This is a genomic window from Streptomyces ovatisporus (assembly GCF_042653885.1).
GTDB classification, from domain to species: Bacteria; Actinomycetota; Actinomycetes; order Streptomycetales; family Streptomycetaceae; genus Streptomyces; species Streptomyces ovatisporus.
In genome coordinates, this window is sequence record NZ_JBHSFH010000010.1 from 67014 (window position 1) to 82008 (window position 14995).

Here is a 14995-nt window from a genome sequence, read left to right on the forward strand (position 1 = left end):
GTCGAGCGCGTCGCCCTTCAGCGGTCCGCCCTCCACGACGCTGCGGTCGAAGTCGACGTCGGCGACGGCTGTTTCCTCCGTGCCGACGCGCACGGTGAAGATCTCCTCGTGCTTGTCCCCCCGCACCGGTACGGGCCGCAGCACCGCCCCCGGCAGGGCGGCCGCGATCGTGCTCGCCTTGCGCTGCCAGTACGGGTCGTAGGTGATCTCGGTGCGGCCCTTTCGGGAGCCGGCCTTCCCGTCCGTCTTCCTCTCCACGACGGGGAAGCCGTTGTCACGCAGATCCTGCGCCATGCGTGCGGCAGCCTCACCGCTCCCCTCGACCCGGACCTTGACAGTCTCGGGGGCGTACGGGACGGGCGTGCTGCCCGGCTTCGCCCCCGTGGCCGGGTTGCCCGTGATCGGCCGGTCCGCCCGCAGGTCGGCGAAGAGCGCCCGCGCCCGCGGCCCGTCCCATCGGAGCGAGGAGCCCCAGACGGGCGCCCTGTGGTCGAAATCGCCGATGGGCACGGTCGCGAACTCGGTCTGTTCGGCGTCCAGTCCACGCATGTCGCGGGCGAAGCCGGCGAGCCGCCCCACGGTCAGGGTGCTGTCCGTACGCACCGCCTGCCGCAGTGAGTTCGCGGCACGGATCAGCTCCACCGGGTCACCGGCGAAACGGTCGCCGGCGAGCGTGCGCATCAACTCGCCCAGCACGTGCTGCTGGCGGCGCACCCGGGCGAGGTCCCCGGGCGGGTCGAGGTGGCGGGCCCGCACGTACCGCAGCGTCCTGTTGCCGTCCAGGATGTGTGTGCCCTTCGCCAGCTTCAGGCCGGAGTTCTTGTCCTGGAGCGGCTTGTCCGTGCAGACCTCCGCGCCCTTGAGCCGGTCGACCGTCTTCTCGAACCCCACGAAGTCGGTCTCCGCGTAATGGTCGACGCGGACTCCCGTCGCCTGCTCGACGGTGCGGACGGTCAGGGCGGGCCCGCCGTGCGCGTGAGCGCTGTTGATCTTTCCGGCATGGCGGGTGGTGCGTCCTCTGATCTTGCCGAAGCCGTCGCCCTTGTCCCGGTGCGCGGCGAACCGCACGTAGGAGTCGCGGGGGATGCTCACCACGCTGACGCGGTCCCGGTCGGCGGAGATGTGCAGCAGCATCATCACGTCGGCGCAGTCGCACTGCTGGCCGTTGACGTGCAGGCGGTTCCTGGTGGCCTTGTCGATGCCGTCCCGCCGGTCGAGGCCGACGAGGAGGATGTTGGTTCCGGGACGGTCGGCGGGCCGCCCCGACTCGGGCAGACCGGAGATCGCGTCGCGTACGGGGTCCTTGCCCTCGGTGGCGGGCCCTCGGCCGCCGGCCGGACCCGGGGCGAGGGCCGCGCCGCAGGTGAGCGCGGCACAGAGGACACCGGTGAGCGCGACCACGCGCCGGGAGCCCGCCGGAGGCCGCCGGAGCCGGCCCCGGGAAGGGCGGCCTGCCGGGGCCGGGCGGGAGGAACGGGAGCGCGGGTTGCGGGAGAAGGGGGACATGGGCCGGTACACCTCCGCGGAATGAGGGATTCCGCATGCTAGGCACGGGGTGTCCGCCTGCCCTGCCGATCTGTCCCGCGCGGGGCCCGGCTCACCCTGTCAGATGAACGCCACGCCCTCGCCCGTCCCGTTCCTCCGTCCCGTTCCTCCGCCCCGGGCCGCACGGCCGGAGCAGCCGGGCCGGCCCGGACCCCGGAGAAGCGTCACTCCAGGTCGTCACGCGGCTCCAGCGGCCGGGTCGCCGGCCCCTGGATCACCCGGCCCTCCGTGTCGAAGCGGGACCCGTGGCAGGGACACTCCCAGGCACCCTCGGCGTCGTTGAAGCGCACCAGGCACCCCAGATGGGTGCAGCGCGGCGACAGGGCCCGCACTTCGCCCTCCGGCGTGCGGTGCACCGCGCAGCGACGCCCGCGGATCCGCACGATCGCGCCCGCACCCGGAGCGATCTCGTCGACGGAGTCGACGTAGGAGGAGCGCAGCCGGTCACCGACGAACCGGCCCGCGACCGTCGACTGCAGGCGCAGCATCGCCGGTGCCTCACGGGGGCTGAGCCTGCGCGGCTCGTACAGCTTCGCCCAGGGCGGCAGCGGCTCCCCGGTGATGTACGCGGCGAGCAGCCGGCCCGAGAGCACGCCGCCGGACATGCCCCAGCCGCCGAACCCGGTCGCCACCCACGTGTGCTGGGCAGCGGGATGGAACGGGCCGATGTACGGCACGCGGTCGGTGGTGTCGTTGTCCTGCGTCGCCCAGCGGTGCACGAGTCTCGCGTCCGGGAACCGCTCGTACGTCCACGCGGCGAGCCGCTCGTAACCCGCACCGACCGAGCCCTGGCCGCTCGTGCCCGGGGTGAACTTCTCCCCCGTCACGATCAGCAGCCGCTTCCCGCCGCCGAAGGGGTAGGGCGCGGTGCGTACGGAGCGGGTGCCGCGCTCGGGGGTGAGGTAGCTGCCGCCGGGGTCCTGCTCCGCGGGCAGCAGCGCCGAGACGACCAGCTCACGGCGCGGTTCCAGCCGCGAGAACATCAACGCCCTGTCGAAGACGGGGTAATGGGTGGCCACGACGACGTCGCGGGCGCGCACCTCGGCGCCGTTCTCGGTGACGAGGCGGCACGGCTCACCCTCGTCCAGGCCCATGACGCGGGTGCGTTCGAAGATGCGGCCGCCGTGCCGCTGCAGGTCTTCGGCCAGCGCCAGGAGGTACTTGCGCGGATGGAACTGTGCCTGGTCCTCGACGCGTACGGCCGCGCAGACCGGGAACGGCAGCCCCGTCCGGGTGACGAAGCTGGCCGGGAGACCGGCCTCACGTGCCGCCTCCGCCTCCGCCCGCACCTCGTCCGCGTGGTGTTCGGACTCCACGAACGTGTGTGCCGGGCCCCGCTCCAGCTCGCAGTCGATCCCCAACTCCTCGGTGACCGCGCAGAGATGCTCGATGGCCTGCTGCTGCGACTCGGCGTAGAGCCGGGCGCCCTCGGCGCCCCGGGTGTCGCGCAGGTGCGCGTAGACGAGGCCGTGCAGCGAGGAGACCTTTCCCGTCGTGTGACCGGTGACTCCCGCAGCGATACGGTCCGCCTCCAGCACGGCGACGCTGCGGCCGGCCCGTGCCAGCTCCCAGGCCACCGAGAGGCCCACGACTCCGCCGCCGACGACGGCGACGTCCACCTCGATCTCACTGTCTGCTTCGAGAGGTGCATAGGGAGCCGCCGCGGCGGACAGCATCCAGTAGGACTCGTAACCGACGGGCAGTGTGGTCACCGCTGCTCCTCATGGTCATCCGGCGCGCGGCCGGGCAGGCCCCGTACCGGCCTGTGAGCGCGCACAGGCCGTCCCCCGCAGGTCCGTCGAACTGTTCGACCCTGCTGTGATTCCCAACGTCGCCCCGCTCACTCCCGATCACCGTGGGTTTCCCCGCGTACACACGTGTCCCGCGGAGGGGGCGGGGGTACCCGCCACCGCCTCCGACCGCGCAGACACGGAGGTGCTGAGCATGAAGGCAGTCGTCTGGCAGGGAAAGCGGGACGTACAGGTCGCGGAGGTGCCCGACCCCACCGTCCAGGAACCGACCGATGCGGTACTGCGGATCACCTCGAGCGGCCTGTGCGGCTCCGACCTGCACCTCTACGAGGTCCTCGGCCCCATGATGACGCCGGGCGACATCGTGGGGCACGAACCGATGGGCATCGTGGAGGAGGTCGGCAGCGAGGTCACCGATCTCAGGCCCGGCGACAGGGTCGTGGTGCCGTTCCAGATCTCCTGCGGCTCCTGCTTCATGTGCGGCCAGGGTCTGCAGACCCAGTGCGAGACGACGCAGGTCCGCGAGCAGAACATGGGCGCCCCGCTCTTCGGTTACACCAAGCTCTACGGCTCCGTGCCCGGCGCCCAGGCCGAGTACCTGAGGGTCCCGCAGGCGCAGTACGGGCCCATCAAGGTGCCCGAGGGGCCTTCCGACGACCGCTTCCTCTTCCTCTCGGACGTCCTGCCCACCGCCTGGCAGGCCGTGGAGTACGCGGACGTCCCGAAGGACGGCACCCTCGCCGTGATCGGGCTCGGCCCCATCGGCGACATGGCGTGCCGCATCGCGCTGGAGAAGGGCGCACGTCAGGTGATCGGCATCGACCTGGTCCCGGAGCGGCTGGCCCGGGTGAGGGCCCGCGGCGCGCAGGTCCTCGACGTGACCGAGCACGACGACATCGGCGAGGCCGTACGGGAGATGACCTCCGGACGCGGCACGGACGCGGTGATCGACGCCGTGGGCATGGAGGCGCACGGTGGCGTCGCCGGCAAGGTGGCACAGACCGTGGGCGGCCTGCTGCCGGGGAAGCTCGCCGAGATGGCCGTCGCGAAGGCGGGCGTCGACCGGCTCTCCGCCTTCCAGCACTGCATCGACATCGTGCGCCGCGGCGGGACGATCTCCGTGTCCGGGGTGTACGGGGGAGCCGCCGACCCGCTGCCGATGCTCACCCTCTTCGACAAACAGGTCCAGCTTCGGATGGGGCAGGCCAACGTCAAGCGCTGGGTGCCGGACATCATGCCGCTGCTCTCGGACGAGGACGTGCTGGGAGTCGACGACTTCGCCACGCACCACCTGCCGCTGACGCAGGCCCCCGAGGCGTACGAGATGTTCCAGAAGAAGGCGGACGGAGCGGTGAAGGTGGTCTTCCGGCCGTAACCGCACGCCGGCAACTGCCGGGCAGCGGGCGGGGGTTGCACGCCCCCGCCCGCTGCCCGGTGGGGCTCTCACCCCATGACGTGCAGGATGTCCAGGACCTCCTCGTCGCTCAGCTGCGGGAACTGCTGGTACCAGAAGCCCACCGAGCCGAAGGCCGCCGGTACGTGCACGCACACGATCTCGTCGGCGTCGTCCGACAGCAGTTCCAGCGCCTGGGGCGAGCACACCGGAGCGGCCAGGACCGTACGGGCGGGGCCCGCACGGCGTACGGCCCGCAGTGCGGCACGAGCGGTCGAGCCGGTGGCCACACCGTCGTCCACGAGCACTGCGGAGCGGCCCTTCAGCTCCAGGGCGGGCCGGCCGTGCCGGTAGAGGTCCTCACGCCGCCGCAGCTCCGCCTGCTCCCGCTCGGCGATCGGCCGCAGTTCGTCCTCGGTCAGTCCCAACTGCCCTAGCAGCGCCGGATCGTAGAGCGGCGGCGCCTCGCCGGCCACGGCGCCCACGCCCAGCTCCGGCTGGAAGGGGGCGCCGATCTTGCGTGCCACGACGACGTCGAGCGGTGCGCCGAGCACCCGGGCGACCTCGTCCGCGACGGGTACGCCGCCACGCGGCAGGGCAAGCACCACGGGGTCGGGCAGACGTCCTTCCCGCTGTCGTCCGGTCAACTTGTCGGCGAGCGCCCTTCCGGCCTCCCGACGGTCGAGGAACTGCATGGCCGCGCCCTCCTCCTGCTGGTGGCCGCTGAGTGCCATGACCGGCGCACCGTGACCGAGCCATGACCCGGGTCTCCGCTCCGCGGTACCCGGCAGGGGCGTCCCTACACCGGGCACCGGACCGGAAGTTCCGCTTCCGGCACGGGAATTCCATCGAATCCGCTCCCGCGAGCGTGCTCTCACCACTACGGTGTGTGCCTGCGGGGATCGTCATAGGGGAACATGCCGGGAGGGGCTCCGCGATGGGCATGGAAGGGCCGACGCCTGCTGTGCACGTGCAAGAGGTCATGGCACGCGCCCTGAACCCCTTCGACATATCGGACGCCGTGCTCGGCCGTCTCGAGGACGCCGTGGCGTGCCACGTCGAGCTGCACGGCTGGCGGCAGCGGAAGTCGCCCGCGCCGAGCCTGCACTGCAGCAGCTACCGCCACGTCTTCCTGCTGCGCGACGGCTCCCTCCTCCCGCTGTGGGAGCTCCGGTACGACAGCGTCGACGGCGATCGCGTCCTGTACGAGGTGTACGAGGACCCCGCCTCCCTGGCCCGCTCCGAACGCCGCGTGCAGGAGGCCCCCCGGGAGACCCCCGCCGGAGGACGGTACGGCGGCCGCCCGGGCGGATTCGACCCGGACGGGGACGCGGAAGGGGACGCCGGCACCGGCACGTACGGGGACGCGGGCGGCGCCGTGTACGGACAGCCGCTGGACCTCCAGCTGCCGGCGGACTTCCGCTTCGGCCGCCGTACCTACTCCGGTACCGACTCCCCCGACCACGCCCGCCGGCTGCTGCGGCGCGCCGAGAACGCCGACCGCCCCGGCGAGGACGTCCGCCGGCTGCTCGCCACCGCCTGCGGGCACCAGATCCTGCCCGTGCCCAGGCCGCAGGAGCTCGCCCAGGAGTGGCAGGTGTGGTGCTCCCTCTACGAGCACGCCTTCCTGCTGGCGGACGGGAGTGAGCTCAGCCTCTACGAACTGGAGCACGACCGGACGCGCGACGGCGGGCTCGTCTGCGAGGTCTACCTCGAAGAGAGCTTCGCCGACGAGGCCGCTCTCCGCGTCGCACGCGGTGACTGCTGAGGCCGCTCGTCCGCGCGCGCCCGCGCCACCTGCCGGTGGGTCGCGCCTTCCGCCACCCGCGGCCCCGCCGTACCGCGTGCACCTGTGCCCCCGCCGTGACCCCTTGTGACCTTTCCACCGCCTTACGTATCGTGGGCGCGCTCCGTAACCGCTCTGACGCTCCGTAACTTCCGTGACGGGGTGCCCACTTGACCGGAGGATCCGCCATGCCCGCTCGCGGACGTCACCGCCGTAACCGGCCCAGTGCCCTCTCCCGCACCTCGCTGCGGATCACCGCGGGCGGTGCCGGTGTGGCGATTCCCCTGATCGGGGCGCAGCTGGTGCAGGCGGCACCGGACGACACGTGGCAGAAGGTCGCGGCCTGCGAGAGCGGCAGCAAGTGGGACATCAACACGGGCAACGGTTACTTCGGCGGCCTCCAGTTCTCGCAGAGCACCTGGCAGGCGTACGGCGGCACCGCGTACGCCCCGCGCGCCGACCTGGCGACCAAGGACCAGCAGATGGCCGTGGCCGAGAAGGTCTTAGCCGGGCAGGGGCCACGCGCCTGGCCCGACTGCGGGCCGCGTGCGGGTCTGACCCGCGACGGTGCGCAGCCGCGCCCGGCAGGCGGCGCCTCCGCTGCGAAACCGGAAGCGAAACCGGAAGCGAAAGCGGCTGTGCAGTCGGCGCCGGAGTCTGCCGGGCAGTCCGGCGAGGAGGCGGACGAGAAGGCGGCGGCCGAAGCCAGGCAGCGGGCCGAGCGGGCGGAACAGGCCAAGGCGGACCGCTCGAAGAAGGCCACGACGTACGAGGTCGTCGGCGGAGACAGCCTCTCCTCCATCGCGGAGGACCACGACGTGAAGGGCGGCTGGCCCGGCCTCTACGAGCGCAACCGCGCCACGGTGGGCGGCGATCCCGACCTCATCCTGCCCGGTCAGCAGCTCCGTCTGGACTCCTCCGGCCGTACGGACCGGCCCCAGGCCGAGGAGAAGAGCGCGGGGAAGCCGAAGCCGGGACCGGAGCACAAGGCAGCGGACACAGCCGGGAAGAAGGCCGAGCAGGAAGCCCGGCAGGCCGCGAAGGCGAAGGCGGAGAGAGCCCGTAAGGCCGAGGAAGCCGCGCGGGCCGCGAAGGCCAAGGCCGAAAAGGCCGAGAGGGCGGAGAAGGCCGAAGAAGCCCGGAAGGCTGAGAGGGCGGAGAAGGCCGAAGAAGCCCGGAAGGCCGAGAAGAAGAAGGCCCAGGCGCCGGCCAAGAAGCCCTCCCCCGCCGCTTCCGCCCCGGTCAGCGGCGCCCGCCCCAGCACCGCGTACCGCGCATCGGGCAGCAACTGGTCGTCCGGGCACCACACGGGAGTGGACTTCGCCGTGCCCACCGGCACGACCGTCAAGGCCGTCGCCAACGCCAAGGTCGTCTCGGCCGGCTGGGCGGACGCCTACGGGTACCAGGTCGTGCTGCGCCACAGCGACGGCAGGTACAGCCAGTACGGGCACCTCTCGGCGATATCCGTACGTGCCGGACAGACGGTGAACTCCGGTCAGCGGCTTGGACGTTCGGGTTCGACGGGCAACGCCACCGGCCCGCACCTGCACTTCGAGATCCGCACCGGCCCCGGCTACGGCACGGACATCGACCCCCTCGGCTATCTGCGGGGGCGCGGCGTCCGTCTGTGAACGCGGCGACCGCGGGGGCTCAGGCGTCCCCGGCATCCGCCCCGGCCTGAAGGTTCCGGCCTGCGGACCCGCCGGACAGCACGCCGGCCGACCCCGCGCCCCGCACCTTCACTGATCCTCGTCGGTGTCCAGATCGACCTGTTCAGGACCCGCGGGCCTGGGTGCCCGCGGGTCGGGCGCCTCCGCGGCCTCCTCGACGTTCTCCAGTTCCAGGCCGAGGTCCGGCTGATCGTCCTCCGCTATGTGCATGGCCGACTCCTCCCCCGAGAGTCCCCGCGCGGGCGATTCGGTGGAGAAGGTGTCCTGGTTGGCCGGCCGCCATGACAGCGGGTCGTCGCTCAGCTGGCCTGCCTGCTCGTCCTCGGGGCCCTCGGCGGCTTCGTCTCCGACGTCCGGCTCCTCCTCGGCGAGACGGTCGTCCAGCGACTCGCCCTCGACCTGTTCGGCGAAGGTCGTGCCGAAGCTTTCGACGGCCACCGGCTCGTCCCCCGGGACGGACTCCCGCTGCGGATCGTTCGCCAGCTCCGCCTCGGGAGATCCGTCAGCGAGGTCGGGGATCCCCTCGTCTTCCGGTTCCGCCCCCGGATCGTGGCCTTCATCCTCAGTCATGTCACCCGGCGGTACCCGTGGGGGACCGGCGAAAACGTCCGCTCGGTCCGCGGGAACCGCCGCACCGCCTCACGTGCCGTCCGGCCCGGATCCACGGCCGGGGAAGCCGCCGTCGGGACGGTCCTGCCCCGGCGGGGATTCCCTGCGTCTGCGCCGCAGCACCACCAGCAGATCGACGAGGGAGAACAGGGCGAGGAGCCCGCAGGCGATGGTCAGGGTCAGCAGTGAGCCCGCGCTGGGCGCCTCGCCGGCGCCTGTCTGCGTCGTCCAATACCAGAACAGCGCCGTCGCCGCCACAAACACGGGCGTGAAGATGCTCGCGAGGATCAGACGGGCCCGCAGTGCGCTGCGGGCGGTGACGGGTTCGGTGCCCGACCGCGGCCTGCGCCCCGCCGGCGCGCTCCGCCTTGCCCCGGAGGTTCCGGAGCCGGGCTGTCCGGGCTGTCCGGGCTGCCGGGGCTGTGCGGACGGCCCGTAGTGCCCGGCGTCCGGTGGCCCGGAGGGATGCGTCCGGCCCCGGTGCCCGCCGGGATGCGCCTGTGACGACTGCCCGGGTCGGCGAAGTGTCATGACGGGTCACCCCTTCTCGCTCTCGCGCCCGGTTCTTCCCTGCGCTCCGCCCCCGCTCTCCAGTGTCCTCCCGCGCCGCTCAGACCTCGGCCTCGTGGCACAGGCCGCAGGTGAAGCGCCGTGCTTCGGGTGAGTGGGTGCTCCGCCCCGTACCGGCGGACTCGTGCACGATCTGCGGTGCCACGTGCGCGTGGTCGAGGCACAGTCCCGCACCGCACCGTGTGCACAGGGCCACCGCCGGGGTGCTCTGCTGCCGGCTCATGCAGTCGTAGCACTTCATGATCTCCTCCGGGCCGCCGCTGGTCCCCGCGCCCTCACCCTGGGGGCACGCCGGTTCGCTTTCCGCAGCCGGGCGGCGGTCTGCGCAGCGCCCGGGTGCCACCGCAGCGCCCTGAGTAACGGCATCCGCAGGCAGCGCCCCGTAGGGATCGGGCGGACGCGTGCTGCGGAATCCGCAGCACTGACGCGCCGGAGGGGTTACGGTGCCAGGCACCCGTCCTTCGCGTGGTGGCTCGGCAGCCTCGCCAAGGCCAACGGGAGGAGACGGCAAGCCAGTTCACGCCTTCGGCCGCCGCCGCTGAGATCACGGAGCCCAACAGGCGGTCACAGTGCCCCAGTTCGCCCGCTCCTTGCCGGTCCAGTGGGGGCAGGGGGGATTTGCCAGGGTGCTATGCCCCGGAAACTACTGCGCAGTCGGACAAGATCCGGTCGCAGACTTACCGATTCCTTCCAACGGCCCGGCACCTGTCAGTAGCCTCATGACCCAACGGCAAGCCGCCGTTGAGCTGAACGAGCTGGAGACCCAGATGGAACGTCCTGCCTGGGCCCCGCAGGGCATAGACCTGACGGTGCCGAGCGTGTCGCGCATGTACGACTACTACCTGGGTGGATCGCACAACTTCGAGGTGGACCGCGAAGCAGGACGGCGTGCGATACAGGCGTGGCCGGGCCTGCCGAAACTCATCCAGGCGAATCGTGCCTTCACTCGGCGTGCCATCGACTTCGCGGTCGGTGAGGGCATCACGCAGTTCCTCGACATCGGCTCCGGCATCCCCACGTTCGGCAACACCCACGAGGTCGCACAGAAGGCCCACCCCGCCTCACGCATCGTCTACGTGGACAACGACCCGGTGGCCGTGGCCCACAGCCGTGCCGTGCTGGAAGGCAACGACCAGGCGGACATCGTCTCCGCGGACTTCCGCTCACCCCAGGACATCCTCTACAGCGCGGAAACCGAGCGGCTGCTGGACTTCGGCCGGCCGGTGGCCCTGTTGCTCGTCGCGCTGCTGCACTTCATCGAGGACAAGGACGAGCCCGGCAAGACCGTCGCCGAGATCGCCGACGTTCTCGCACCGGGCAGTCTCCTCGTGGTGAGCCACAGTTCGGCCGACGAGTGCCGCAAACTCGACGGAGGCGCCGGAGTGCGCGACGTGTACAGACGGACGAGCTCACCGCTCATCATGCGGTCCAAGGCAGAGATCAGGCAGTTCTTCGACGGCTTCGAGCTCGTCGAACCGGGGCTCGTGGCCCTGCCCCGCTGGCGCCCCGAAGAGGACGCCGAACCGGCGACCGATCCGGTGCTGCTGAGCGGTTACGCCGGGGTGGGCCGCAAGGCGGGAAGCGCCGGGTGACTGCCGACCCGCACGAGTCCGAAGGACTCGAGAACGACGGACTACGGCGCTTCGCGACCATCTGGAGCCGCGCCGTCTACCCCGCTACGCAGACCTCGATGACGCGCGCCGAACTGGGCGACTATCTCCACCCGTTGGCCGTGAAGCTGTGCGACGCCCTGCACGCGTACCCCTTCTCCGCCGCCCCAGGCCGCGAGGTGGGGGCGGCGCTCGTCGCCGGACACTGCACCAGCCCCGACGCGCTGCCGCCCATCCTCAGCGTCGTCGACTCCTACCTGGTCCTGTACGGACGCGACCCGGACACCAGCGAGCTCCCCGTCGACGAGGCACGGGCCCGCTGCTCCCGGCTCCAGCACGCCGTGGCGGCCGGCTTCACCGAAGCCCTGCGCGACCGCACTCTCGCAGAGCAGGAGGCGCTCTCCCGTGCTGCGCTCGCCGCGCAGACCGCCGTCGAGGAGGCGCTGCACGCGAGCGAGACCCGGTTCCGCGCCGTCTTCAAGGACGCCACGATCGGCATCAGCATCGCCGACATGGACGGCCGCATCCGCGACGCCAACGGCGCCATCGCCCGGATGTTCAACCGTTCCGAGGAGGAGATGCGCAGACGGAACGTCAACGAATGGGTGCACCCCGACGACGCCCCCGACGTGTGGCGGATGCACCGTCAGCTGGTGCGCGGCGAACGGGACCACTTCCGGGTCGAGAAGCCCTTCCACCGGCCGGACGGCACCGTGCTGTGGACCAACCTGACGGTGTCCCTGCTGCGGGACGCCGACGGTGAACCCCGTTATCAGCTGGCCTTGTTGGAGGACATCACCGAGCGCCGGCTGCTCCATCTGCGGCTGCGCTACGAGGCGACGCACGACGAGCTGACGGGTCTGCCCAACCGCACCCTGTTCGCCGAGCGGCTGGACCGGCTGCTCTCGGCGAGCAGCGGCGTGAAGCGCTTCGGGCTGTGCTATCTCGACATCGACGGCTTCAAGGCCGTCAACGACAGCCTCGGACACGCGGTGGGCGACCAGCTGCTGATCGCGGTGGCCGAGCGGCTCCAGTCGTGCACCGCGGGCTCCGGCCACCTCGTGGCCCGGATCGGCGGTGACGAGTTCGCGGCCCTGTGCACCGACCCTTCGGGTCCGGAAGACGTCACGGAGCTCGCCAGGCAGGTGCTGGCCGCGCTCGCGACCCCCATCCGCATAGACGGCCGCGAACTGTCCGTACGGGCGAGCATCGGCATCGTGGAGGGACCGAGCGGGGAGCTGCGGCCCGAAGAGGTCATGCGCAGCGCCGACATCACCATGTACCGGGCCAAGGACGCGGGCGGCAGCCGCTACGAGCTCGCCGACCCCGACTCCGACGCCCGGGCCATAGACCGGCACAGCCTCACCACGCGGCTGCCCGCGGCGCTGGAGCGGGACGAGTTCTTCCTGGAGTACCAGCCCCTCATCCGGATGAGCGACGGGCACGTCGACGGCGCCGAGGCGCTGGTGCGCTGGAAACACCCGGTGCACGGCCGGCTCGGCCCGGACCGGTTCATCCCCCTCGCCGAACACACGGGCCTCATCGTGCCGTTGGGCCGGTGGGTGATGGAGCAGGCCGTGCGGCAGGCGTGCGCCTGGCACGAGGAGCGCAGCCAGAGCAACGGGAGCGGGAGGGGCAAGAAGAACGGCAAGGGGCGCGGTGAACTCGCCGAGCCGCCGCTGCGGGTGAACGTCAATCTCTCGCCCCGCCAACTGCACCACCCCGACCTGGTGCCGGACACGATCGCCGTGCTGGAGGCCGCGGGGATGCCGCCGTCCTCGCTGTGTCTGGAGGTCACGGAGAGCGCCCTGATCGGCGCCGACGAGGACGAGCTGAAGCCGCTGCGTCAACTGGCCGAGCTCGGCGTCGAGATCGCCCTCGACGACTTCGGCACCGGCTACTCGAACCTCGCGAATCTCCGGCGGCTGCCCGCCACCACCCTGAAGCTGGACCGCTCGTTCACGCAGGGGCTCCAGCAGCATCCCGCGGACCCGGTCGACGTGACGTTCGTCGAGGGCATCGTGACGCTCGCTCACGCACTGGGGCTGGCCGTGACCGTCGAAGGCGTGGAGACGGAGCATCAGGCGGCACAGCTGCGGGACATGGGCTGCGACACGGCACAGGGCTGGTACTACGCACGCCCGGGCCCGGCATCGACGTTCGTGCAGGGCTTCGCCGTCACTCCGTGAGCCGCCTGGGCGCCGCCTGACGCCACGAGTCGAGCAGGACGTCGCGCAGTTCGGCGGTGTCGTCCAGCGCCGAGAGCCGCACACGCACGAAGTTGTAGTTGTCGTCGTGCCCACGCTTGATGAAGAACTTCTCCGGTTCGGCGGCGATCAGTTCGTCCCGCTCCTCCTTGGGGCACTTCACCCCGATGGTGGTGTCGTCGTCGCCCAGCGAGGCGAACATCTTCCCGGCCACGCGGAACGTCGGCTGCCCCCAGGCGAGTTTCTCCGTCGTCTCCGGCATGCCCAGCGCCACCGCCCGTACGTCCTCGGCGGTGACCACGGATCTGCCCCCGGCGCCGTCGCTCGGCGAACTCCCTCCGCCGTCCGTGCTCTTCATGCTCCACCTCACTTCCACGTGCCGTTCACACGTGATCGTTGAGCCACTGCAGCAGGTCGGTATGGACCTCGCTCCTGTTGGTCTCGTTGAGAATCTCGTGGCGCGCACCCGCGTAGGCGTTCCAGCTCAGCTCCGTCAGCCCCACGTAGCGGAAGTCCTCCAGCATCTCGTAGACCAGCGTCATGCCCTGGTTGCAGGGGTCCTGGTCGCCGACGGCGATGTGGAGCGGGAGGTCGCGGGGGATGCGGCCGAGCTGCTCCGGGTCGTTGATCTTCCGGCTGCCGAGCACCCAGTCCAGCGAGAGGCCGGCGCTGAAGGGGAAGCCGCAGCGCTCGTCCGCCACGTAGACGTCCACCTCGTCCTCGTCGCGGGAGAGCCATTCGAAGCCGGTGCGGTGCGTGTAGGGGTCGTTGAAGGAGCTGAAGAGGTCCGGGACGAAGTCCGAGGGGGCGTCCCTGCCGCCCTTCTCGATCTCGCCCTCCAGCTGACGGACAGCGGTCTCGGTCTCGCAGCCGGGGAGGGAGCGGAAGGTGCCGGAGAGCAGCAGCCCGGCCAGCTCCTGCCCGTACTCCTGCGCGTAGTCACGGGCGAGCTGTGAGCCCATGCTGTGGCCGAGGAGCACGAAGGGCGTGCTGTCGGGGAGTTCGGCGCGCACGCGGTCGCCCACCGTCTTGAGGTCCTCGACGGTGGCGCGCCAGCCGCTCGCCCCGACTGCGCCGAAGCCGCCGGTCCCGGCAGCAGTGGCACCGTGGCCGCGGTGGTCGGTGGCGACCACCGTGTAGCCGAAGCGGCAGAGGAAACGGGCGAACCGGTCGTAGCGCTGGGCGTGTTCGGCTGCGCCGTGCGCGATCTGGACGAGGGCCCGGGGTACGGCTCCCGCACCCTCCGCGTCGTCCGGGAGCCAGGTGTAGGTGGCGATCTGTGTGCCGTCCGCCGCCGTCGTGTGGTCCTGCCGTACGCCGCCCACGGTGTCCGCCTCCTCGGCTCGTCCCTCGCTCGCAGACGGCAACCGTACTGGGCGGTGCTGACAGCGTGAAGGAGGCGCCGGGCGGGCGGCGGGCCCGCCGGGGCTGCTTCTTCCCTGCGTGCTTCCCGGTCAGATCAAGCCAGCTTCCGCGTGACCGCGACGCAGAGAGCGCAGAAGCAGCCGGATGTCCGCCGTCCGCAGGAGGCGCGAGCCGGGCGCGCTCCCCGCGCGCGCCATCCAGCCGTGCGCGGGGGGCAGTTGTCGCACTCCGTGCCTTTTGCGCCACCGAAGGGCGCGCCCGCGCCACCCGACGAGTGGGACGTAACGGTATGAGCCCTGCTCAAAACGGTACGCAGTTCAACCTTTGCCGACCGGCTCACAGAACCACCTTTTGGAGCGCCCCCTGTCAACTTGCCGCCAATCGCCCGGAACTGCTGACTCCGAGCCGTGGTGGTGCTATGCCAGTGGGTAATGCTGCTGGTGCATCTGCCGGCGCCCGGCAGGCCGGTGGCACCGCACCACGGCACTG

At 71.5% G+C, this 14995-nt stretch carries 13 protein-coding genes; 5 read left to right on the forward strand and 8 right to left on the reverse strand.

Features of this window, described 5'->3' with window-relative positions; genetic code table 11:
* The coding region (locus ACFPA8_RS18045) for an LCP family protein (protein ID WP_386449702.1) at positions 1 to 1506 on the reverse strand (1506 nt) is incomplete at its 3' end.
* A gap of 203 nt (positions 1507 to 1709) precedes the next feature.
* Positions 1710 to 3257 carry an FAD-dependent oxidoreductase gene (locus ACFPA8_RS18050; RefSeq protein ID WP_386449704.1) on the reverse strand — a complete coding sequence of 516 codons (1548 nt, stop codon included), beginning with the start codon at positions 3255 to 3257 and terminating at the stop codon, positions 1710 to 1712.
* Between the two features lie 232 nt (positions 3258 to 3489).
* Here ACFPA8_RS18050 and ACFPA8_RS18055 point away from each other — a divergent pair, with 232 nt between their 5' ends.
* A complete protein-coding gene (locus tag ACFPA8_RS18055) occupies positions 3490 to 4671 on the forward strand; it encodes a zinc-dependent alcohol dehydrogenase (protein ID WP_386449706.1) in 1182 nt (393 codons plus the stop codon).
* Positions 4672 to 4739: 68 nt separating this feature from the next.
* Here the strand turns inward: ACFPA8_RS18055 and ACFPA8_RS18060 are convergent, their stop codons facing one another.
* Positions 4740 to 5384, reverse strand: coding sequence for a phosphoribosyltransferase (locus ACFPA8_RS18060; protein WP_386450435.1), 645 nt, complete (start codon positions 5382 to 5384; stop codon positions 4740 to 4742).
* A 248-nt stretch (positions 5385 to 5632) separates the two neighbouring features.
* Between ACFPA8_RS18060 and ACFPA8_RS18065 the strand changes: the two genes are divergently transcribed.
* On the forward strand, positions 5633 to 6457 hold the full coding sequence (locus ACFPA8_RS18065; protein WP_386450437.1) for a DUF6227 family protein: 825 nt from the start codon (positions 5633 to 5635) through the stop codon (positions 6455 to 6457).
* A gap of 206 nt (positions 6458 to 6663) precedes the next feature.
* On the forward strand, positions 6664 to 8106 hold the full coding sequence (locus ACFPA8_RS18070) for a transglycosylase family protein (RefSeq protein WP_386449708.1): 1443 nt from the start codon (positions 6664 to 6666) through the stop codon (positions 8104 to 8106).
* A 108-nt stretch (positions 8107 to 8214) separates the two neighbouring features.
* On the opposite strand, the gene ACFPA8_RS18075 is transcribed toward ACFPA8_RS18070, so the two are convergent.
* From ACFPA8_RS18075 to ACFPA8_RS18085, 3 genes are all read right to left on the reverse strand, one after another.
* Complete coding sequence (locus tag ACFPA8_RS18075; RefSeq protein ID WP_386449710.1) at positions 8215 to 8715, reverse strand: hypothetical protein; 501 nt, start codon at positions 8713 to 8715, stop codon at positions 8215 to 8217.
* Between the two features lie 69 nt (positions 8716 to 8784).
* A complete protein-coding gene (locus ACFPA8_RS18080) occupies positions 8785 to 9285 on the reverse strand; it encodes a DUF6343 family protein (RefSeq protein WP_386449712.1) in 501 nt (166 codons plus the stop codon).
* Between the two features lie 79 nt (positions 9286 to 9364).
* The gene (locus tag ACFPA8_RS18085; RefSeq protein WP_386449714.1) at positions 9365 to 9565 is read right to left on the reverse strand and encodes a DUF2180 family protein; all 201 of its coding nucleotides are present in this window, start codon (positions 9563 to 9565) and stop codon (positions 9365 to 9367) included.
* A gap of 526 nt (positions 9566 to 10091) precedes the next feature.
* On the opposite strand from ACFPA8_RS18085, the gene ACFPA8_RS18090 reads away from it, so the two are divergent.
* Entirely contained in the window at positions 10092 to 10916 is an 825-nt protein-coding gene (locus ACFPA8_RS18090; protein ID WP_386450438.1) for an SAM-dependent methyltransferase, read from the forward strand.
* A complete protein-coding gene (locus ACFPA8_RS18095) occupies positions 10913 to 13123 on the forward strand; it encodes a putative bifunctional diguanylate cyclase/phosphodiesterase (RefSeq protein WP_386449716.1) in 2211 nt (736 codons plus the stop codon). Before ACFPA8_RS18090 ends, ACFPA8_RS18095 begins: the two co-directional genes overlap by 4 nt.
* Here ACFPA8_RS18095 and ACFPA8_RS18100 read toward each other — a convergent pair.
* On the reverse strand, positions 13113 to 13499 hold the full coding sequence (locus ACFPA8_RS18100; protein ID WP_386449718.1) for an MmcQ/YjbR family DNA-binding protein: 387 nt from the start codon (positions 13497 to 13499) through the stop codon (positions 13113 to 13115). The two genes, ACFPA8_RS18095 and ACFPA8_RS18100, sit on opposite strands and share 11 nt — an antisense overlap.
* A gap of 25 nt (positions 13500 to 13524) precedes the next feature.
* Positions 13525 to 14466 carry an alpha/beta fold hydrolase gene (locus ACFPA8_RS18105; RefSeq protein ID WP_386449720.1) on the reverse strand — a complete coding sequence of 314 codons (942 nt, stop codon included), beginning with the start codon at positions 14464 to 14466 and terminating at the stop codon, positions 13525 to 13527.
* Positions 14467 to 14995: the final 529 nt, after the last annotated feature.

Bases quoted from the DNA above. Each gene is read 5' to 3' on its own strand.
- ACFPA8_RS18055 (WP_386449706.1), top strand. From the start codon at position 3,490: ATGAAGGCAGTCGTCTGGCAGGGAAAGCGGGACGTACAGGTCGCGGAG.
- ACFPA8_RS18060 (WP_386450435.1), bottom strand. From the start codon at position 5,384: ATGCAGTTCCTCGACCGTCGGGAGGCCGGAAGGGCGCTCGCCGACAAG.
- ACFPA8_RS18065 (WP_386450437.1), top strand. From the start codon at position 5,633: ATGGAAGGGCCGACGCCTGCTGTGCACGTGCAAGAGGTCATGGCACGC.
- ACFPA8_RS18070 (WP_386449708.1), top strand. From the start codon at position 6,664: ATGCCCGCTCGCGGACGTCACCGCCGTAACCGGCCCAGTGCCCTCTCC.
- ACFPA8_RS18075 (WP_386449710.1), bottom strand. From the start codon at position 8,715: ATGACTGAGGATGAAGGCCACGATCCGGGGGCGGAACCGGAAGACGAG.
- ACFPA8_RS18080 (WP_386449712.1), bottom strand. From the start codon at position 9,285: ATGACACTTCGCCGACCCGGGCAGTCGTCACAGGCGCATCCCGGCGGG.
- ACFPA8_RS18085 (WP_386449714.1), bottom strand. From the start codon at position 9,565: ATGAAGTGCTACGACTGCATGAGCCGGCAGCAGAGCACCCCGGCGGTG.
- ACFPA8_RS18090 (WP_386450438.1), top strand. From the start codon at position 10,092: ATGGAACGTCCTGCCTGGGCCCCGCAGGGCATAGACCTGACGGTGCCG.
- ACFPA8_RS18100 (WP_386449718.1), bottom strand. From the start codon at position 13,499: ATGAAGAGCACGGACGGCGGAGGGAGTTCGCCGAGCGACGGCGCCGGG.